General features: G+C 66.2%; 15 protein-coding genes and 2 pseudogenes. 6 read left to right on the forward strand and 11 right to left on the reverse strand.

The genetic code is table 11. The annotated features are described in order from the left end of the window. Positions 1 to 7: 7 nt before the first annotated feature. From KF886_10605 to KF886_10635, 7 genes are all read right to left on the reverse strand, one after another. The gene (locus KF886_10605) at positions 8 to 925 is read right to left on the reverse strand and encodes an ABC transporter ATP-binding protein (protein MBX3177803.1); all 918 of its coding nucleotides are present in this window, start codon (positions 923 to 925) and stop codon (positions 8 to 10) included. Further along, positions 925 to 1,797, reverse strand: coding sequence for an ABC transporter permease subunit (locus tag KF886_10610; protein ID MBX3177804.1), 873 nt, complete (start codon positions 1,795 to 1,797; stop codon positions 925 to 927). Before KF886_10610 ends, KF886_10605 begins: the two co-directional genes overlap by 1 nt. Next, positions 1,798 to 2,736, reverse strand: a complete 939-nt coding sequence (locus tag KF886_10615) for an ABC transporter ATP-binding protein (protein MBX3177805.1) — start codon at positions 2,734 to 2,736, stop codon at positions 1,798 to 1,800. 54 nt (positions 2,737 to 2,790) lie between these two features. Further along, positions 2,791 to 5,778: a carboxypeptidase regulatory-like domain-containing protein gene (locus tag KF886_10620; protein ID MBX3177806.1), complete on the reverse strand. Its 2,988-nt coding sequence runs from the start codon at positions 5,776 to 5,778 to the stop codon at positions 2,791 to 2,793. 67 nt (positions 5,779 to 5,845) lie between these two features. Then, the gene (locus KF886_10625) at positions 5,846 to 6,325 is read right to left on the reverse strand and encodes a hypothetical protein (GenBank protein ID MBX3177807.1); all 480 of its coding nucleotides are present in this window, start codon (positions 6,323 to 6,325) and stop codon (positions 5,846 to 5,848) included. After that, positions 6,318 to 6,932, reverse strand: a complete 615-nt coding sequence (locus KF886_10630) for an RNA polymerase sigma factor (GenBank protein MBX3177808.1) — start codon at positions 6,930 to 6,932, stop codon at positions 6,318 to 6,320. The genes KF886_10625 and KF886_10630 overlap by 8 nt, the downstream gene beginning before the upstream one ends. Continuing rightward, entirely contained in the window at positions 6,929 to 7,843 is a 915-nt protein-coding gene (locus tag KF886_10635; GenBank protein MBX3177809.1) for a hypothetical protein, read from the reverse strand. Before KF886_10635 ends, KF886_10630 begins: the two co-directional genes overlap by 4 nt. A 149-nt stretch (positions 7,844 to 7,992) precedes the next feature. Here KF886_10635 and KF886_10640 point away from each other — a divergent pair, with 149 nt between their 5' ends. Continuing rightward, entirely contained in the window at positions 7,993 to 8,430 is a 438-nt protein-coding gene (locus KF886_10640; GenBank protein ID MBX3177810.1) for a hypothetical protein, read from the forward strand. Positions 8,431 to 8,518: 88 nt separating this feature from the next. On the opposite strand, the gene KF886_10645 is transcribed toward KF886_10640, so the two are convergent. Then, positions 8,519 to 9,340, reverse strand: a complete 822-nt coding sequence (locus KF886_10645; GenBank protein MBX3177811.1) for a PIG-L family deacetylase — start codon at positions 9,338 to 9,340, stop codon at positions 8,519 to 8,521. A gap of 154 nt (positions 9,341 to 9,494) precedes the next feature. Between KF886_10645 and KF886_10650 the strand changes: the two genes are divergently transcribed. Together KF886_10650 and KF886_10655 are read left to right on the forward strand one after the other, a co-directional pair. Further along, entirely contained in the window at positions 9,495 to 9,791 is a 297-nt protein-coding gene (locus KF886_10650) for a hypothetical protein (protein MBX3177812.1), read from the forward strand. 255 nt (positions 9,792 to 10,046) lie between these two features. Continuing rightward, positions 10,047 to 11,660, forward strand: a pseudogene (locus KF886_10655) (sulfatase). A 607-nt stretch (positions 11,661 to 12,267) separates the two neighbouring features. On the opposite strand, the gene KF886_10660 reads toward KF886_10655, so the two are convergent. The 3 genes and pseudogenes from KF886_10660 to KF886_10670 form a co-directional block, all read right to left on the reverse strand. Next, positions 12,268 to 12,642, reverse strand: a complete 375-nt coding sequence (locus KF886_10660) for an ankyrin repeat domain-containing protein (GenBank protein MBX3177813.1) — start codon at positions 12,640 to 12,642, stop codon at positions 12,268 to 12,270. A 269-nt stretch (positions 12,643 to 12,911) separates the two neighbouring features. Next, a complete protein-coding gene (locus KF886_10665; protein ID MBX3177814.1) occupies positions 12,912 to 13,529 on the reverse strand; it encodes a hypothetical protein in 618 nt (205 codons plus the stop codon). A 48-nt stretch (positions 13,530 to 13,577) separates the two neighbouring features. Further along, positions 13,578 to 13,910: pseudogene (locus tag KF886_10670) on the reverse strand (prepilin-type N-terminal cleavage/methylation domain-containing protein). A gap of 415 nt (positions 13,911 to 14,325) precedes the next feature. Here KF886_10670 and KF886_10675 point away from each other — a divergent pair. From KF886_10675 to KF886_10685, 3 genes are all read left to right on the forward strand, one after another. Continuing rightward, positions 14,326 to 16,224, forward strand: coding sequence for a hypothetical protein (locus tag KF886_10675; protein MBX3177815.1), 1,899 nt, complete (start codon positions 14,326 to 14,328; stop codon positions 16,222 to 16,224). Positions 16,225 to 16,813: 589 nt separating this feature from the next. Beyond that, positions 16,814 to 18,094, forward strand: a complete 1,281-nt coding sequence (locus KF886_10680) for an NAD(P)/FAD-dependent oxidoreductase (GenBank protein ID MBX3177816.1) — start codon at positions 16,814 to 16,816, stop codon at positions 18,092 to 18,094. Then, positions 18,091 to 18,759 carry a methyltransferase domain-containing protein gene (locus KF886_10685; protein ID MBX3177817.1) on the forward strand — a complete coding sequence of 223 codons (669 nt, stop codon included), beginning with the start codon at positions 18,091 to 18,093 and terminating at the stop codon, positions 18,757 to 18,759. Before KF886_10680 ends, KF886_10685 begins: the two co-directional genes overlap by 4 nt. Positions 18,760 to 18,985 lie beyond the last annotated feature (226 nt).

Here is an 18,985-nt window from a genome sequence, read left to right on the forward strand (position 1 = left end):
CCTCTCCTTACTTCACCAGATAGTCGAAGACCGCCTGGAGGTTGTCGTCGGCGCACTGGATGCGGTGTATTTCAATTTCCGGGGTGAGCGCCACCTCGTTGATGCGCGCGTAGCATGCGCCCGGATCGCGGGTCTTGATGACGAGCCGGTGTTCTTCAAAATCCAGGTGGAGCACGCCCGGATCATGGAGAAAATGCGCGGCCAGCGCGCGGGGCGCGTTGCAGTCCACATGAATGGTGTGCGGGTGCCGGTCGATCAGGGAGCGGATCTCGCGCACCCGCCCGTGCGCCATGACGCTGCCCTGGAAAAGTAACACCACGTGATCGGTCACGCGCTCCACCTCGTAGAGGATGTGGCTGGAGACGATGACCGAATAGCCGTTGTCGCCCAGCTCCCGGATCAGCGAGAACATCTCCTCGCGGCCCTGGGGATCCAGCCCGGCCATGGGCTCGTCGAGAAACAGCAGGTCGGGGTCCGCCGCAATCGCCTGCGCGATCTTGATGCGCTGGCGCATCCCCTTGCTGTACTCCTCGATGGGGTCGTCCATGCGATCCGTCATGCGCACGCGATCGCAGGCCTGTTCCGCCGCTTTTTCCGCCGCCGCCGCCGTCATGCCCCAGTACCGGTTGAGCCAGTAGACGTATTCGAAGCCCGTCATGTTGTCGTGGAAGGTGTCCAGCTCGGGGCAGTAGCCTATCCGCCGCAGGACGGGCAGGTTGTTGCGCGGGGACTGGCCAAACACCGTCAGGCTGCCTCGGGAGGGGCGGTAGAGCCCGAGCGCCAGCTTGATGAAGGTGCTCTTGCCCGCGCCGTTCGCGCCGAGGAGCCCGGTGACGCCGGATTCGATCTCCAGGTTGATGTCGTTGAGCGCGACGACTTCGCCGAACCATTTCGAGAGCCCGCGGGCGGCGATCACGGTACCCATCAGGCGCACTCCGCGCGGCGCACGCGCCGGAAAACGATATAGACGCAGAGCAGGCATACGGCCGCGATGTACAGCAGCGGCCACCGCCAGTGCATGGTGAAGAAGAGCTCCTGCTGGTGGAATATGGCCTGGCCCACGCGGTTGACGGCCATCGGGAAGGAAACGATCAGGTAGTTCGGGTCGCGCAGGAAGCCGGCCAGCAGGGTCCCGAGCGCGCCGTTCGCGACGGCGAGCATGAACACGGCGATCGCGGCGTAGTTCTGGCTCTGGAGCAGCGCCGAGCAGGCGAGCACGCTGAGGGCGGAGGGCAATACGATAACCAGCGAGAAGACGAAGATTTGCAGCGGCCACCAGAAGGTGGTGGAGAGCGTGTCCCAGCCGGGCGCGAGGAGGTTGTGCAGGGCGACCAGCGCGGTGGCCGGCGCGGCGGTGAATGCGAGCCCGATAAGCACGAGCGTCAGCACCTTGCCCAGGGCGTAATCCCGCCAGGTGATCGGCTTGGAGAAGTACACTTCCATGAGGTTATTCCGGAAGTCGTTGCAGATCATGCCGGCGCCCGCGTAGAGGCAGGCCAGGAGCACCAGCGGCCCCTGGAGGCGCAGGTAGTCGAAAAAGCTCTGCTCCTTCACCACCAGGAAGGCGACCTGCTGCAACGGGGCCGCAAGCGGGTGATTGGGATCCTGCATGATCACGTCGTAGGCGGTGATCTGGAAGAGCCGCAGCAGGGTGTGCATGAAGGCCGCGAAGCACAGCAGCAGGAAAATCTTCGACTTGATGAGGATGCGGATTTCCTGCTCCACAATGAGCATCCAGCGTGCGTAACGGCGGAAGGCGCCGTCGTAATGCCGGTAAGTGCGGGCGTAGACGGGCATCTAGGCGGCATCCTCGCCGTTCGCGGGCGCTTGCATGGCCTTCATGAAGACCTCGGCCAGGCTGCTGCGGGCCGGTTCCAGGCCTCGCAGCTGGGCGCCGGCGTCCCGCGCGCAGCGGAACAGGAGATCGGCCTTTTCGCCGGGGGGCAGCTCCACGAGGAGGCGTCCGTCGCGCTCCGCCACGCGGCGCACGCCGCAGGCCTCCAGGGCGCGAAAGAAAGCCTCCCGCTCGCCGTGCGCCTGAACTTCATACTGGCCCTCGCGCGGCGCGGTCAGGTCCGCGATTGTGCCCTCCTCCACGATGCGCCCGCGCTGGATCATGATGACGCGCTCGCACACGTGCTGCACGTCGGGCATCAGGTGCGACGAGAGCAACACCGTCACCTTCCGAGTCTTCCCGATGTCCGCGATCAGCCGCAGCATCTCCTCGCGTCCGTCCGGGTCCAGGCCGTTGGTCGGCTCGTCGAGGAGGAGGAGGCGCGGGTCGTGAATCAGGGCCTGGGCCAGCTTCACGCGCTGGAGCATGCCCGTCGAATAGGTTTCCATCTTCCGGTAACGGTTCTCGCCGAGTCCGGCGTAGTTGAGCACCTCGTGCGTGCGCTCCATCGCATCCACGCGGCTCATGCCGAAGAGGCGTCCGACGTAGGTGAGGAAAGAGACCGCGCTTACCTGCGGGCTGACGACCTCGCGCTCGGGCATGTAGCCCAGTTCCTGGCGCACGCGAAGGGCTCCCCCGGGCATCGGATGCCCCATCATCGTCACTGTGCCGCTCGTCGCGCGATTGAAGCCGAGGAGCGTCTTCATCAACGTGCTCTTGCCGGCGCCGTTCGGGCCGAGCAGTCCCACGGCGGATCCCTCTTCGATGGCGCAGCTCACGCCGTCCAGCGCCTTCAGCGGCCCGTAGCGGACGCACAGGTTTTCGATTTCAATGAGCGACATAGGGTTTCCGCTTACGTTGGGGCGGCGCCCACCGGCGCCCCCGAAAGGCCCGCGTCAGTTGGCGTACAATTCCACCAGGACCTCCGGCTCCTCGCCGTTGATCTCAAAATCCTGCATGCCGCGCCAGCGGAACGTGCCGGTGCGCTCCAGTTCATAATAGTCCACGCGCCACGGGCCGATCGAGACATCGGGTATGGTCACGGACTGGCCGGCCATCGTATAGTGTTCGCCGGGGATGGCGCCCGCGTCGATGCCCTCGCCGATGAGCGGTGGCGTCGCGCCGGGATTCAGCACGACGCGCGCGCCGATATTCTCCAGGCCGGACGGGATCAGGGGATTGCCGCCCGGCCGGTACACATTGACGGTGACCGTGATGCCCTCGAACTCGCCGAAGTTCTGGTAGGTGACGGATCCGCTCCAGATGGTCACGGGATAGCCCTGGCCGGCGATGGCGTCCAGGTTCAGGCCCAGGCTGGGGTTCGAGGCGAAGGCCTGGAACTTGCCCTCCGGAATATTGCGGATTTCGTAGGCGCCGTTTTCATCCGAGCTGGCGGTGTAGGGCTGGCCGTGCGCGATTACCGTGACCACCCAGCCGGAAGCGGGCCGGCCGTTGTCGAATACGTAGCCCTCCAGCGAACCGCCCGGCCCCATGACGATCTCCACGCCGGTGGCGCTGTCTTCGGCCTCCAGGTAGATCGCGGGACTCATCGCCTGGGGGTAGGCCGGGTGCCGCGCCACGACAAAGTACGTGCCCTCGGCCAGGCGCTCAAACTCGAAAGCGCCATCCTCCGCGACCTGCGTGGACTGGCCGCCGCCGTCCTGCGCGAAGAGCGTCAGCGCCTGGGACGCGGACCCCGCCTCGACCAGGAAGACGGTCGCGCCCTGCGGGCTCTGGCCGTCCGCCGTGCGCACAAAGCCCTCGATGCGGCTGCCCTCCTCGCTGAGGATCAGGTCGATGTCGTCGAGCACGTCGCCGGGCAGGAGATTGATTTCCCGGCGCGCCGGCGCGTGCGGCTCGGCCCGCGCTTCGAGCTGCCACGCGCCCGCCGCCAGGGTCAACTCATAGCGGCCCTGCGGGTCGTCGAATTCCTGCCCGGGCTGATCCGACTCGGCCTCGCTGAGCATGGAGAAGAAGTTTCTTCCGGACTCTCCATCCTCCGCGCCGCCCAGGCGCATCGCCCCGACCCGATAGCCATTTTCCGGCGCCTGCCGCGTGGCGCGCGCAATCACGCGCCCGCGGACCACAGCCGCGGCCTCCAGCACGATACGGTTGGGCTCGTCGAGCAGGACCTTGCCGAGGGTCTTGCGGCTGAAGCCGGCCTTGTCGGCCGAAAGCGTGTACGTGCCAATCTCGACCCCGTCGAATTCAAAATCGCCGCCGGAGGCGGTTTCGGTTTCGCGCCCGACCCCCTGGAGGCTCTCCGTGCCCAAGCCCGAAAGGACCACGCGCGCGCCCTCCACGGCCCGCCCGGCAGCGTCTTCGACGGTTCCATAGACCTTGTAGCGTCCGGACGCGATGTTCTCCAGGACAACGCGGAAATTCTTCACGTCGTGGTAGCCGTTGGCGTAGAGCGGTGTCCCCTGGATGGCGTACTTGAAGCCCTGTTTATGGGCCATCACCTGGTAGTTGCCCGCGGGAAGCTCCGCCAGCGTGAAGAAGCCGCCTTCGTCGCTGCGCTCCTCGCGCATGGCCTGCGCCGATTCCATCGGGGACATCAGCTGGCGGTAGCTCGGGATGCACACCAGCTGCGCATCCGGAACGCCGCGGCCCTTGCTGTCCACGACCTGGCCGAACACGTCCGACCCGGTGAACATGGTGATGTCGACCCGCACTTCCTTGTTGCGCGGGGTGATGATGAAGGGATTGGCAAGTTGTGGCGCGTTCTTGTCCGCCGTCGCGTAGAGCCGCCACTCCTCGTTCAGCGGCACACCCACCAATTCGTAGTAGCCGTCTTCCCGGGAGGAATGGCCTGTGAGCGGGGGAGCGCGGCGCACCATCGCCGTGAGCGCCTGCGTGAGCACGCTTTCGGAAGTGACCAGCATGACCGTGGAGGAAACCGGCTCGTTGTCCGGCGTCGTCACGTAGCCCCACACCACCCCGCCTTTGTCGAGCTTGAAGTCGATGTTGGCGACCTGCTGATCGGGCGCCGTGATCTGCGTCTTTCGAAACGGGAGCACCCGCGTAACGCGGTAGGGGGTGCGCTCGATGTCCGCGATAACACTGTAGGCGCCTGGACTGAGGCCGCCGACGGTGTAGGTCCCGTCTTCCGCAGTTTCCGCGGCCTGGGTCCAGTGTTCCTCCTCGAAGGTGGCCCGGACCGTGATGCCTTCGATGCCGCGCCCGTCCTGGCTGTCGGTAACGCGGCCCGACACGGTCGCCCCGGTCTCGAGGGCGATGTCGACCTTCCATTCCGGGTTCGATTCCCCCACATAGCGCTTTTCCACCGTCTGGCGGAGGTGCGCGCGCGGGCGTACGGTGATCTGGTACTCGCCCGGCGCGGTAATCGGCACGCGGAACCGCCCATCCGGCCCGGACTGGCCCGAAGCGTCGGCCCAGATCTGGCGCCGCCGGTCGATGGTGGCCGCGATGGCGTCGGCGTCCCCCGACTGCGCCGCTTCCCTATCGCGGGCGTTGAATTCCGCCTCCTCGGCGGGTGTCGGGACCCGGCTGGCGAGCAGGTGCACACCGGCGATGGGCTCCCGCGTCCGCGCGTCGGTCACGGCGCCGGTGATCAGGAAGGCCGCGCCGGGCTCCGTATCGCCGGGGGTTGCGGTTTCGGCGGGCGCGGCGGTGAACGTGGCCTCTGTTCCGGAAGGGGTCTCCGTCCGCCCGCGCCCGCGCCCGGGCCCGAAGCCGGGCATGGGCCCGTAGTCGCGGCGCGCGGCGGGGCGTTCCTCATAGGAGAAGGTGGAGACGGGCGGGAGCGGCTCCCGGCCGGCCGTAATGAGAATGGCGATGCCGGCGAGGACGGCCAGGGCGAACGCAATGAGCAATACGGTTGGAAGCGCGGTGGATTGCCCTTTGCCCCTGCGACGTCTCATCTAGCCACTGCCTTTCGTGTGCAAGAAGACCTGCTGCTCGCGGCATCCCGCATAAGACCGAGCCGCTCTATCGCGTGCGGAGAAAGCGGCCGGAGATCGGTTCACCCGTGCGCAGCGGGTGAACGCGAATGGACCGCAACAGGGGCTGCACGCCCACCCAGACCGTGATGGCGCCCAGCAACAGGGCCAGCGCAAGAAAATTGGCGTCCGCCGTCACGGGCCAGGGGCGCTGGAGCGCCGTGGAATAGTAATCGGAGTAGTAATCGAGCCGGCCGAGCCCGCCGGAGATTCCGTGCGCCAGCAACAAGTGAAAATTGGTGAACGCGACGATGGTGACCGCCACCGCCACGACCGCGACGCCGGCCACGAGACCGCCGATCAGGGCGTTGCGGAACCGGGCGCGTTCGCGCTCGGCGAGCGCGGACCACTCCACCCGCCCGACAATCCGCGCGTGCATTCCCGCGGGCGCCGGAAGGAGCGGCTCGTCGCGAAGGGCGCTCTCAATGAGGGCGTCCAGCTCGGCGAGGCTGGGCAGGCGGTCAGCCATCCGAAAACAACTCCTTTTCCACGACCTGTCGCAATTGCTTTCGCGCCCGAAACATCCAGGTCTTCAGGGTGCCCATGGGGATGTCGAGGGCCGCCGCGATCTCGTCGTAGGAGATCCCCTTCAAATAGTACAAGGTCACGATTTCGGCGTAACGGCCGGAGAGGAGGGTGACGCAACGGCGGATGTTCTCGGGCAGGTCCGAGGCCTCCGGCGGCTCCACGGCCGACTGGTTCACGTGCGCGGGGGTCAACTCGACCTCGCCGCGGCGCTTTCGGCGCCCGATCTCCGTCAGGCAGACGCTGCACGTCACGCGGTAAAGCCAGGTGCTGAAACTGCTGTCGCCGCGGAAGCCCTTCAACAGGCGAAAGGCCTTGAGAAAGGCCTCCTGCGCCATGTCCTCCGCCAGCACCGGATCCCGCATGAAGCGGAGCGCCAGGTTGTAGGTCATCTGCTGATGGCGGCGCACCAGTTCGGAAAAGGCCTCCGTGTGTCCCGCGCGCGTTTGCTCGACCAGTTCCAAATCGGATACTTCGGCCGGCGCGCAGGTGTCGGGAAGCGCCGCACTGGCTGTTTCCACGCGAAGCGCCATCGGGGCCGAGACATTCATGGTGCGTTCCTTACGATGCGGATATCGCCGTTCCGAGAATAGAGCGATACCGGGTTGGAGCCCGAACCCGACCGCCCTTCGAGAGTTCTGCGCTTCGGAAATCCCGGATCGTATGCGAGATCGATGCCGCAGTAGATTGTCCCGCTGTCGGTCGCGGCACGCAGGGCCAGGTCGCCGGGGTCTGACACCATCAGTTTAATGCCTCCGTTCTGTGAGGTCAAATCGCAGGACGCGACGTCGGGTGTGAGCAGCACGACCGCCACCTCCCCGTTGGTCGTGCTCGCCTCGAGGTAGCCGCCGGCCATGCTGGCGTACACGCTGCCGTTGATCGTCTTCAGCACCGTTTCACCGGGCGCGCCCTTCACGACGATCCGCCCGTTGTTGCTCTCCGCGCGGACCGCTCCGCCCGGGCCGAGGATTTTGATGTCGGTATTGTTGCCCTGGACAAACAGCGCCCCGCAGCCCTCGTGGATCAATACATTTCCGTTGGCCCCCTCGACGGAGACATTCGCGTTGCGCGGCACCGTGAGCTGGTAATCGATCCGGAATTCGACCGGGTCCGGGCGCTCACCGCTTTCGGTTTGGATGCGTATGCCGCCGCCGTCCGCCGTCCCCTGGACCATCGTCTCGGCATATTCGGCCACCTCGGACCGCAGCGCCGCGTCGCCGTAGGCCCGGATCTCGGCGCGAATTTCAAAATCCGGTTTCTCGTGGGTGCGCACCACAACGGACCCGTCGCTGTGCGCGAGGCGCAGGAAGTTGCCCTCGGGAAAGTGCAGATCGCGCGAAACGTGCAGCAGCGGCGGCGTGGCCTCTCGGGGCAACACGTCGCACAGGACGCCCATGGTAAAGGCGTGCACGGCTGCGGCGATAGCCGCCGCGGCCAATATGCTGCGCAAGGTCATGTTCATCGTGGGTCTGGTGCTCTTCTGGCTTGGACCCCGCCGTGCGGTGCGCGGTTTCCACGCGCTACACTACCCCGAAACCGGCTGAAACCGGCGGCGGCCCGCCCGGTGTCCAAGTTTAGCCGCCCAAATAAACGAAAACGGGGACGCGCCTGTTGAAAACACTGTGGATAGTATTGCCGCTGCTGGCCGGCATTATAGCACTCGCCTACACCGTCGTGGCCAACCTGCTCCGGGTCTGGCTGAACCACCGCGTGCGGCTGGCGCTGCTGGAGGCGGCGGAGCCCGGCCCCGGGCATTCCGGCGAGCCCCCCGAGGTGGAGTCGCTGGTGTGCGGCGCGGCCCCGGTGGCTGGACGCCCGCCGCTGGTGGATCACGTGACGCTCGGCGTCACCCTGGCCGTGCTCGGAAGCGCCAGCGCGCTGATCGCCTGGTTCCTGGGCGGCCAGCCGTGGATGGCCGGCGCCTTCCTCGGCGGCGTGGCGTGCATCGCCGTGGGCTTCCTTTTGACCTTGCTGGGCCTCCTCATGCGCTACCTGTCGCGCCTGCCCGCGGCGCCCCCCGGAATCGGGCCGGGGAAGCATTCCCGGTAGATTGCGGCGCGCCCGGGGGCCGTGTGCGCGATTTCAAGGCGGGAAGCGTTCTGAACGGCCTTCTCGCGCAGTTCCGGCGGTTCTTGCCTTACGGCCACTCGACGCGCCGGAATTTCTCCACCATGCGCCCGTTTTCCGCGCTGAGCTTTGTCATCCAATCCTTCACCGCGTTGTAGGCCTCCTCGCTCATCTCGGGCGTGTATTTGTCTACCGAGGGCGGGAACTGGCTGACGTGCGCGGCGGATGCTTTGACCTTGTATTCAAAAACGTCCGTAATGTCCACAGTCACATTCGGATCGGTGGTGTAGTAGTAATACGCCAGCGGCACGTGGTACGGCTTGAGGTCCTCGTCCAGCAGATGCTGGGGATAATAAAGGTGCCATTCGGATGCGATGAAGGCGTCCTGCGTGATGACGGCCGCCATCCGGTGATCCGTCTTGTGCCAGCGTTCGTGGGTGCTGCCCGGGTCCACCGTGAATACCGCGTCGGGCCGGTGGATCTTCATCTGGCGCGCGGCTTCGCCGCGGAGCCGCTGCGGGTCGGCATACTCCAGGTTCCCGTCCTCGTAGCCGAGCCACGTGATGTTCTCCTTCGGCACGCCCAGGATCGCGCAGGACTTCTCTTCCTCCGCCCGGCGGATCCGCGCCAGCTGCTCGCTCGTCATTTCCAGGTCGCGGGAACCCTTGTCGTCGTTCGTGTAAATCACGATCTGAATGTTGTTCCCGTTGTCCGCGAGGATTTTGATAATCCCGCCGCACTGGAACGTTTCGTCGTCGGGATGGGGCGTGAAGAAGAGGACGGTCTTGCCCTTCCAGGTTTCGATGGGGGCCTGCTCCGGCTCCGCGGCGGCATGGGCCCGGGCCAGGAACATAAGGCACAATACAGAAGCAACGATACGGTAGATGCGCATGTCGGGTTTCCTCCGAGTTCAGGACCGCAGACACTATAATACGCGGCGTCAGCCGAAAAAAAGGGGCCTGATCACGGGCCGGTGTGCTATGCTCGCCGGACGCGGGGCCGATGGCGCGTCCCGGAGATGCCCGGTTCGGGCGAGGGAGCGAAGCATGGTGCAGATCAAGAGTTTTGCCGTACTTCAGACCGCGAAAGTTGCGGCGATCCTGTATTTCCTGGGCGCGGCGATCGTTTGTATTCCGATGTCCGTGATCACGTTCCTGGGGGGATTGCTGGGATCACAGCAATCCGTCATGGGCGGGATTATCGGCGGCGTCATGATGCTGTTTGCGCCGCTCTTGTATGGCGCGATCTCGTTTGTGTTCATCGCCATCGGCTGCTGGGTGTATAACCTGGTTGCGGGATTCGCGGGCGGCATTGAGGTCGAGCTTGAGAGTCCCCGCGCCTGACGGCGCCGAAGGCAGCCGGGTTTTTGGGGGTACAGCCACCGGCTGGATCGGCGGCATTGGGATAGGACGTTGGCGCGCTTGCCAGGCGGAGGCAGTCCCCCGGCTCTTGGGGGTACAGCCACCGGCTGGATCGGCGCATTGAGATCGGACGTTGGCCCGCTTGCCAGCCGGAGGCAGTCCCCCGGGCGGGGCACAGGCGTTCGGCCAATGCATTTTCGGAGCAGGCTTGCCGTTACGCATTTGGGAGAATCCTCCATGGATCGCCGCACATTTTTGAAGGCCGGCGTGGCGTCTCTTGCCGCCGGTGGACTGGCGCAACCGGCTTGCGCCGACGAGACCCCGGTCCGCCCGCCGAATATCCTCTGGATCAGCGCGGAAGACATCAGCCCCGATCTGGGTTGCTACGGCGACGCCTACGCCTCCACGCCGCACCTTGACGCCTTCGCGCAAACGGCGATCCGCTATGACCGCGCCTATTCCCACTCCGGCGTGTGCGCGCCGAGCCGCGCGGGCATCATTACGGGGATGTATCCGACCGCATTCGGGGCCCACCACATGCGCTGCCAGAGCGTGCCCCCGCCCGAGGTTCGGTGTTTCCCGGAATACCTTCGCGCGGCGGGCTATTACTGCACGAACAACCGGAAGACCGATTACCAGTTCGAGCCGCCGCTCAGCGCGTGGGACGAGAGCAGCGGCCAGGCCCACTGGAAAGGCCGCGCGCCGGACCAGCCTTTTTTTGCGGTGTTCAACTTGACGGTGTGCCACGAGAGCCAGGTGCGGAGCCGCGATCCGCGCCTGCTGGAACGTATCGGCGCGCTCGGGGATCGCCGGCACGATCCCGCCGGGGCGCCCGTACCGCCTTACCACGCGGACACGCCGGGCACGCGCGCGGACTGGGCGCAGTATTACGATGTGGTCAGCCTGATGGACATGGAGGCCGGCGAAATCCTTCGGGAACTCGACGAAGCCGGGCTCGCCGAGGACACCATCGTCTGGTTCTGGGGGGATCACGGGCGCGGGTTGACCCGGTGCAAGCGCTGGCTCTACGAATCGGGCACGCGCGTTCCGCTGCTGGTACGCGTGCCGGAGAAGTATCGGGCCTGGGTGCGCCCGGAGGCCCCGGAATCGCTCGCGCCCGGCGAGAACGGCGATCTCGTGAGCTTTGTGGACTTCGCGCCGACCATGCTCTCGCTCGCCGGCGTCCCCATTCCCGAACCCATGCAGGGGCAGGCCTTCCTGGGCCGCGCCGCCGGCCCGCCCCGCGACTACGTGTATGGCGCCCGCGATCGCATGGACGAGGCCTACGACATCATACGCACCGTGCGGGACGGGCAATACCGGTATTTCCGCAACTACATGCCGTATGTGACGCGGGCTCAGCGGATCGACTATATGGACGAAATGCCCATGGCGCAGGAGCTGAGGCGCCTGCACGCGGCCGGTGAACTGACGGCGGATCAGGCGCACTGGTTCGCGCCGCGCAAGCCGCTGGAGGAGCTCTACGACGTGGAGGCCGACCCGCATGAGTTGAACAACCTGGCGGGCGACCCGCGCTACGCGGACACGCTCGCGCGTCTCCGGAACGCGCACGAGGCGTGGATGGCGTCCACGGGCGACCTCGGCCTCGTGCCCGAACCCATCCTGGACGCGTGGAAATGGCCCGGTGGCGGGGCCGAAACCTGCGCGGCGCCCTTGAGCCGTGAGGAGGGCGGGCGCTGGGTGCTTAGCTGCCCGACGCCGGGCGCGTCCATCAACTACCGCTGGGACGACATGCCGGAGAAGGAGTGGCGCCTGTATACGGGCCCCATTCCATCCCGCGCGGGGCGTGCCCTGACGGCGGTGGCCAACCGCATTGGATTCGAGGACAGCCCGGCCGCGCGTTCGGGCGACGAAGTCACCCACCTGGCCGAAAGTGGGCCCCATACTTTTTGGAAGGAATCCGGCCCGCGCGAGCGGCTGCTTTCGGAATTGCGCGAACTCCGCGCGCTGGATTTCCGGGCGGATACGTCCACGAGCGCATATCTCGACGCCCTGGATCACCCGGAAGCCGCGATGCGCTACTGGGCCATCGTCTGCCAGCACCGGATTGCCGCTCCGGAGGCCGGCGCCGACTGGATCGATGCTGTGCGGTCGCTCCTGGGCGACGAAAACGCGGCGGTGCGCGTGGCCGCGGCGCACGCCATGTGCGACTGGGGCCTGGCCGGCGAGGGCCTGCCCGTGCTGGAGGCCGTGCTGTCGGGCGGCGCCCAGGCCGAGCGGCTGTATGCGATCGCGGCGATCCGCCAGCTCGGGGAGATCGCCCGCCCCCTGCGCGAAGCCGTCACGCAAGCCGCCGATGACCCCTGGCGCTACGTTGCGTCCGTCGCCGGGCAAGCCGGGGCCGCGCTGGATGCATGATCGCAGCAAGGTCTTTGTTCGCAATCGGGGTGTAATAAGCACGGACTCCAGCATCGTCCCCACACGTCCCGATGCAATACTACTTCAAGAGTTCGAGAAGACTCTCGCTCGCCCCGTTCCGCACGGCCACGTCATAGGGGTACTCGCCTTCGTCATTCTGCATGTACTTGTCCGCTCCGTTGTCGAGCAGTATTTGAATGATTCGGGAATTCTTCGTTTGGGCCGCCAGGTGGAGGGGAGCATAGCTTGTGCCGGGATTTGGCGCGGACGCCAGTAACGGTTGCTGCGCCAGCAGCTGCTCGACGGTCGCCACGTCATTTTTCAGAATCGCTGCGCTGAACATCTCGCGCAAGTCGCCGGTAAGTCCCGGATCGGCGGGAAGCGCCGCCTTCGTACAGCCTGCGCTTACAAGGAGGAGCGCCAGTAGCCCCAGAATCGTCATTTCTCGAACCATGCCTTGTCTATCCTTTGTGTGGTGGCGCCGTATCGCGAATTTCACTCAAGTTCGCGTCTGGCCAATCGAACGCGAAAGTTCCGCGGCAACGGGATGTGCGCTTCCGGAGATTTCAGCCAGACGCCATCAGCCCGGTGAGCCGCCAGGCGCGCTAAAGGTCTGGGCAGACGTTGCGTCGCAATGGGGAGGGCCGATTGTAACGGCCCTCCCCGGGAAACTGCGTTGGCTGTCGGGCTATCCCGAGCCCGCCCATGCGCGCGCGCACAACCTCACGGCGAGAATGGGTACCCATCCTGGTGCGCCGCCGTCGTAAACATGTAGCCCTTGCTTCCTGTCGGCTGCGGGTACTTGACCCATTCGACATGGCCGTCCATGAAAAGGACATTACCGCCGCCAGGGACATGGTTAAAGCTACCTTCGACGGTCAGCGCGCCATCGTTGGTGTAGGAGTTGTCCCAGAGCACCGCGGCTTCCGTCTGGGCCTTGGCGCTGGCGCCTGGATTGTTGATGTCCGTAATGGCGAACCGTTCCACGCCTTCGCGCAGGCGCTGCGCCGTTACCGTCCTATTGGCGCCTGGCAGGAATACCGTTGCGGGCTGCTCGCGGTTGGACCACAGTCCCCGGCCTTGTCCGCCGAGCGTCCGCTGGTCCAGGCCCTGGGGCGCGTTCCGGAAGAATTCGAAGAAATCTTCCGCCGTGACAAACCAGCCGCCGTCAATGAAATAGCCCCAGTAGTTGTAGGACCAATAGCCGCCGTGGTAGTAACAATTCAGGCCCGGATCGAAAACCGACGGGTCGCAAGCCGTGCCGCCCGCATCAACCGAAATCTTCCCTTTCATGTACGGATCGTCCGTCGTGTCCCAGCCCGGGGCGATCGTCCGCTGCATCCGAGTTCTCCAGACCCAGCCCTCGCCCGTAAACGTGTTACGGTCACTGTCTGAGGGGCAGAACTGGATTTCGAGATCGGTAAGATACTCCGGATAGAGCTCTTCCAATTCGTAGGCGCGCTCGAGATCGGCGTTGCCCGCGCCCGTACCGGGAGGGCTTTTCCAGTAGCGCGTGCCGCGGCGGGGGAACACTTCGCCCTGGCTCTCGTTCGCGAACATTTTGAAGACAATGCCATGCTGCTTGAGGTTATTCTGGCAGCTCGCGCGGCGCGCCGCTTCCCGGGCGCGGGCAAGCGCCGGGAGCAGTATCGCCGCGAGAATGCCGATGATGGCGATAACAACCAGCAATTCGATGAGCGTAAAGCCCTTCTTTCTTCTCATAACGAAAAACCCTTCCTCTTGTATTGCGTAGAATACGTTGTGATGAATAGACTTCCATTATTGGGTACTACAGAAAACTACGACCATCCAACATCTACCAATTTGCCGCCTGCCTCCTTTCCCCCGTTGCGCCCGCCTGAATCGGGACCGCCTGCCTCAATGTCGGGGGACTTCCGCACAAAAGCCGGAAGCCTCCCAATTCGATAAAACCACTGCTACGGGCTGTTGTTTGTTATAGGGCAGATGGCCGATTTTGTCAAGAGGTATTGCAACACTGCAGTCTCCCGATGTGCATACTGAAAAAGATCCGGGTTCTTGCGGCGAATTTGTCAACAATTTACCGTTCCGTATTGTCCCAGGGCGCTTTTGCCCCGCCCAGCAATGGGCTCGTATACTCCCTGCCTGGAGGGATGTCGTGCGAAAACCCGGTTCGAAGTGGATAGCGGATGACCGATACGCCGCAGGCGCGGCGGTACTTGCGTGCATGGTGTTCACCGCCGCCGCCGCCGCGGCGCGGGGTGCGCACTGGGACGAAACGTGGGAGCACGCCCAGATTCTCTCCCGATTGGTGGCGTACCCGGACGGGCACCCGCTTGCGGTCTATGTGCATAACGCGTTCAGCGTGCAGACCTGGTTTTCCGGGCTGATGGCCTCCTGGGGACTGGGCCCGTGGCCGGTGTGCGTTTTTCGGAACGTGTTGTTCGTGCTGGCGAGCGTGCTGCCCGTATTCCTGCTCGCGTTGCTGCTTTCACGGTCCGTTGCCGCGGGTGCGCTGGCGGCTTTGTTGTTGATGCAGGGGATTCTGCTGGAGTTTGACGGGAGCTACCCGGGCATGGTGTGGCCGGCGCTGTATTCCAACGGCCACATCGGTGGCGGGGCCGTGTTGCTGGGGCTGTGCGCGCTTGCGGCGGGGTGGCGTCGAACCGCCTTTTTCCTGGGCGGGCTGCTGCCCTGCGTGCACGTGGGCCAGTGGCCGCCGCTCGCGGGTACCTTCCTGCTGTACCTCGCCTGGGTGGGGTGGAGCAGCCGCCGCGCGCGTTCGGACGCATCCGCGCTGCCGCTGGCCGTATGGGGGCTGGCCGGGATCGCCTGCGCGGCGCTCTTCTGGCTCGTTCACCGCGTGGACGTGCAGCCGCTGCCCCAACACGGCCCCTATGCGGCGGGGGGGGCCGTGGAGGCCGTCTGGAAGGGCTACACCGCGCTGCACGACCCGCACCGCGCCTTCCCCCCGGGAAACGGGCACGTGTTGCTGGCGGGGACGCTGCTGCTGTGTGGGCTCGGGGCCTGCCGGCGGGATGGCGGGGGCTTCGCGATCGCCTGCCGCTGGCTCACGGTCTATTGCGGGCTCATCGCGGCGGCGGTGTGGGGAACCATGGCGGCGCACGCCTGGTTCGGCCCGGATATCCCGTTTGCGCTGATCGCGTGGATGCCGTATAGGCTGATTAACCAGCTTCCGCCGGTACTGCTGGCCGTGGCCGCCGCCGCGATCCTGCGCCGCTGGCCCGCGCGCGGCGGCTACGCCCTGGCGGGCGCGGCGATGGTGACCGTGCTGCATCCGCTCTGGCCGCTTCTTCTTGGGGAGGCGATCCACCAGCGCTACCTGGCCGGGGGCGAGGCGGTGGCGTTTGCACTTTACGGCCTGGCCTTTCTCGCATTGGCGCCTGTCCGAGGGCGCGGCCGCTGGACCGCGGCGGGCATCGCGCTGTTCAGCATTGCGCCGCTGGCCGCGTTCCACCAGTTCGGCGCGGCCTGCGCCGTGGCCGGGATGGGGGCGGGCTACGCGCTGCACCGGCTTGCGCGCTGGTGGCCCGAGCCGGAAGCAGCCCGCCCGTGGCCGGTGGCCGTTGCGCTCGCGGTTGGCGTCGCCGCCATGCTGGCGCACCAGTACCGCTACCGCGATCCGCTGCCGGCATCCCCCTGGCAGGCCGCCGTGCGCGAGGCGCTGGCGGAGGAGGCGGATGTGCTGCTCGCGGGACCACCCGACAGCATCCTCGTGCAGGCGACGACGGGCAGGCCGATCATCGCGGAGGCGGTGACGCCCTCGCTGATCAGCTATGTGCCGTCGCTGGGACCGGCGATCGACACCCTTTACCGGGATCTCTACGGCTATGGATTTACATTCCCCGATCCCGACGCCCCGCCGCCGCCCCACTGGACGGAGGTATGGCGGGCGCGCGACCGCACGGCCTGGCGGGAACTCCGCGCGCGCTACGGCGTCACCCACGTCATCGCGCCGCCGGATCTCGCGCTCGACCTGCCCGCCGTCCTTGCCGAAAACGGAGGTACGTTGTACACGATTCCTTCCGGACGGTGAACGCTACCGCTGCTCACTCACGCTTCGTTCCTTGCGGGCGCCAACAGAAGGTTGGGCATCTTGCCCGACACAGCGTGCGCCCGGGACGCGAGAACGGCTTACACTTCTGTAACACTTTAGCCGTAAGACGTAGCGCCAGCCCATTCTTTTCATACCGCGATCCTACGACGAGAGCGCGCAAGGCTGGGAGCGCAGGCGTCCCCGCCTGCAATGCACCGGAGGTGCATGGCGTGTTTGCAATATGGGCACATTTGATCGGGGAGTCGATTGGATCCGGACTACCGCTGTTTAGATTCGCGCCTTCGGCGCGGTGCGGGCGGGCCGCCCGCGCTCCCATTGGTCCGCACTTCCGTTGCGGCGCGGGATTGTGTCGTCGAGGAATCAAGCCAGCTTCATTCCGCCAAAGAATTACACACTTCTCAATCCGCCCGAGACTTTTGCCAGGCCCTCCCCCCGTTCAACCGCCCAATTCCCCTGCCACGCCAAGCGCCCGCCTTTACTCGGCGGGTCCCGCCCCTCTAGAATGCGCCCGGGTAACCACGCGGCGCCGCGCCATCCGGCACGACGCCGCCAACCGGACAGGATACACATGCGCGTAGGCATTATTGGCGCCGGAATCTCCGGTTTGAGTGCGGCTCTCGCCCTCCGGCAGGCGGGGCACGAGGTGGATGTGTTCCAGCGGGAGGACGAGGCCGGCGGCCTGCTGGCGACCTTCGATTTCGACGGTGTCCCCGTGGAGCATTTCTACCATTTCCTCTGCCGCACCGACATCGGCTTCTTCCGGTTCTGCCAGCAGCTCGAAATCTCGCCGTTTCTTCGATTCGACGAGGTATCCACCGGTTTCTATTACAACGGCGCGCCCTTCCGCTTCTGCAAGCCGCTCGACCTCCTGCTCTTCCCCGGATTCCCGCTGGCCGACCGGCTGCGGCTTGGGAAATTCGCGATCGACATCCGAAAGCGGCAGGACTGGGAAGCGCTCGATCGCATTCCCGCGAAGCAATGGCTGATCGATCGGCTCGGCGAGACGGTCTACCGCGTGGTGTGGGAGCCGCTCCTGGCCCTGAAGTTCGGCGACTACCACGACCGGATCTCCGCGGCGTGGATCGCGCATCGCGTGCACCGCGTGGCGCGGTCGCGCAACCAGATGGGCTACCTGGAAGGCGGGACGCGCCGCCTCCTCGACACGCTGGTCGCGCGCCTGGAAGCTGAAGGCGTCCGGCTGCACACCGGTCGCCCGGTGAAGCGCATCCTCGCGGAGGGCGACCGCGTTTCCGGGCTCGCCTTCGACGGCCATCCGGACCACGCGTGCGACCGCGTCATATCCACCGTGCCGCTGCCCGTGCTCGCGGGGCTCCTGCCCGCGGGCTGGGAGGAATACGCCGCCGCACTCTCGCGCATCGACTACATCGGCGTGGTCTGCGTGGCGCTGAAACTGCGCCGGCCCGTCTCGCGCCATTTCTGGTACAACGTGCACGACCCGCGCATCCCCTTCAACGGCATCATCGAATACACCAACCTGAACCCCATGCCGGGACTCGGCGGCCATCTCGTCTACGTGCCCTACTACGCCGCCACCGACCGGCCCATCTACAGCCTCCCGGACGCCGAGGCCGTCGCGCAATCCTGGGCGGCGCTGAAACGGATGAATCCCGCCCTGGAGGACGGCGATCTGCTCGACAGCCATGTCGCGCGCACGCCCTATGCGCAGGCCATCTGCCCGGCGGGTTTCCAGGACATGCTGCCCGACCAGATAGCCCCGCTCAAGGGCCTGCGCCTGCTCGATTCCACCTTTCTCTACCCGGAAGACCGCACGCAATCCGGCCACATCGTCAAGGCCCTCGCCTGCGCGGCGGACATCGAAGCGGAATGACCGGCGGCGGCCCGGACAGCGCGGGCGTTCGAGCGCATTACGCCGCGCTCGCCCGCGACTATGATCGCCGGGCGAACCGCGCGTGTGGCCGCGCCTACGAAGACCTGATCCGCCGCACATTCGCCGGGCGCCGCCGCGTGCTGGAGATCGGCGCGGGCTCCAGCCCACGCGCGGGGCTTGCGGGCGCGCCGCGGGCCGTCGCGTGTGACCTTTCCTGGCCCATGCTCGCCGCCCGAAACGCGTTGCCCGACCTCCCGCGCGCCGTGGCCGACGGCGCCGCGCTCCCCTTCGCAACCGGCGCCTTCGATGGCGTCTTCTCGATCAACGTCATCGAGCACGTCCCCGATCCCGCCGTTTTCATCGCCGAATCCGCGCGCGTACTGGCCCCCGGCGGGCTGCTGTTGATCGTCACCCCCAACGGCGACGCCGCGCGGCTCCTGGCGCTGCTCGAACGCCTCCGCCTCAAGCTCCCCGAAGGCCCGCACCGCTTCCTCGGCGCCCGGGAGCTCGCGGAACTCTCCAGGGAGGCCTTCGATACCCTCGAGCACCGTAAATTCCTCGCCCTGCCCGCCGGTCCCCCGGCCTTCGTGCGCGGGATCGATGCGCTCGTCCGCGCGGGTATGGGGCGCGGCCTGTTTCAGTACGCGGTGCTGCGGCGGCGTTGAAGGGGGGGATTGCGACGTGCGGCATTCCGATGTGGAACGATTTTCCGCGTTTTCCTTGTAAATCATCCACGCCGTGGAAGATTTGCAAGGATAACCAGGGCGCCTGTCCCGTGCGCCGCGTGGCGACATCGCGTTTCAGGAGGATTTGCAATCCAGCCGAACCGCCACGGTCTGTCCCGGCAGGACTTCTACTTCCACAACATCTTCATAGTCGCCCGAGTCATCG

The organism is Candidatus Hydrogenedentota bacterium (genome assembly GCA_019637335.1).
In the GTDB taxonomy this organism is placed as follows: Bacteria; Hydrogenedentota; Hydrogenedentia; order Hydrogenedentales; family JAEUWI01; genus JAEUWI01.

What these genes read in the sequence shown, in the direction of transcription:
- KF886_10635 (MBX3177809.1), bottom strand. Translation starts at nt 7,843, where the DNA reads ATGAACATGACCTTGCGCAGCATATTGGCCGCGGCGGCTATCGCCGCA.
- KF886_10685 (MBX3177817.1), top strand. Translation starts at nt 18,091, where the DNA reads ATGACCGGCGGCGGCCCGGACAGCGCGGGCGTTCGAGCGCATTACGCC.
- KF886_10605 (MBX3177803.1), bottom strand. Translation starts at nt 925, where the DNA reads ATGGGTACCGTGATCGCCGCCCGCGGGCTCTCGAAATGGTTCGGCGAA.
- KF886_10680 (MBX3177816.1), top strand. Translation starts at nt 16,814, where the DNA reads ATGCGCGTAGGCATTATTGGCGCCGGAATCTCCGGTTTGAGTGCGGCT.
- KF886_10620 (MBX3177806.1), bottom strand. Translation starts at nt 5,778, where the DNA reads ATGAGACGTCGCAGGGGCAAAGGGCAATCCACCGCGCTTCCAACCGTA.
- KF886_10645 (MBX3177811.1), bottom strand. Translation starts at nt 9,340, where the DNA reads ATGCGCATCTACCGTATCGTTGCTTCTGTATTGTGCCTTATGTTCCTG.
- KF886_10615 (MBX3177805.1), bottom strand. Translation starts at nt 2,736, where the DNA reads ATGTCGCTCATTGAAATCGAAAACCTGTGCGTCCGCTACGGGCCGCTG.
- KF886_10665 (MBX3177814.1), bottom strand. Translation starts at nt 13,529, where the DNA reads ATGCAGCGGACGATCGCCCCGGGCTGGGACACGACGGACGATCCGTAC.
- KF886_10630 (MBX3177808.1), bottom strand. Translation starts at nt 6,932, where the DNA reads ATGAATGTCTCGGCCCCGATGGCGCTTCGCGTGGAAACAGCCAGTGCG.
- KF886_10660 (MBX3177813.1), bottom strand. Translation starts at nt 12,642, where the DNA reads ATGGTTCGAGAAATGACGATTCTGGGGCTACTGGCGCTCCTCCTTGTA.
- KF886_10650 (MBX3177812.1), top strand. Translation starts at nt 9,495, where the DNA reads ATGGTGCAGATCAAGAGTTTTGCCGTACTTCAGACCGCGAAAGTTGCG.
- KF886_10625 (MBX3177807.1), bottom strand. Translation starts at nt 6,325, where the DNA reads ATGGCTGACCGCCTGCCCAGCCTCGCCGAGCTGGACGCCCTCATTGAG.
- KF886_10610 (MBX3177804.1), bottom strand. Translation starts at nt 1,797, where the DNA reads ATGCCCGTCTACGCCCGCACTTACCGGCATTACGACGGCGCCTTCCGC.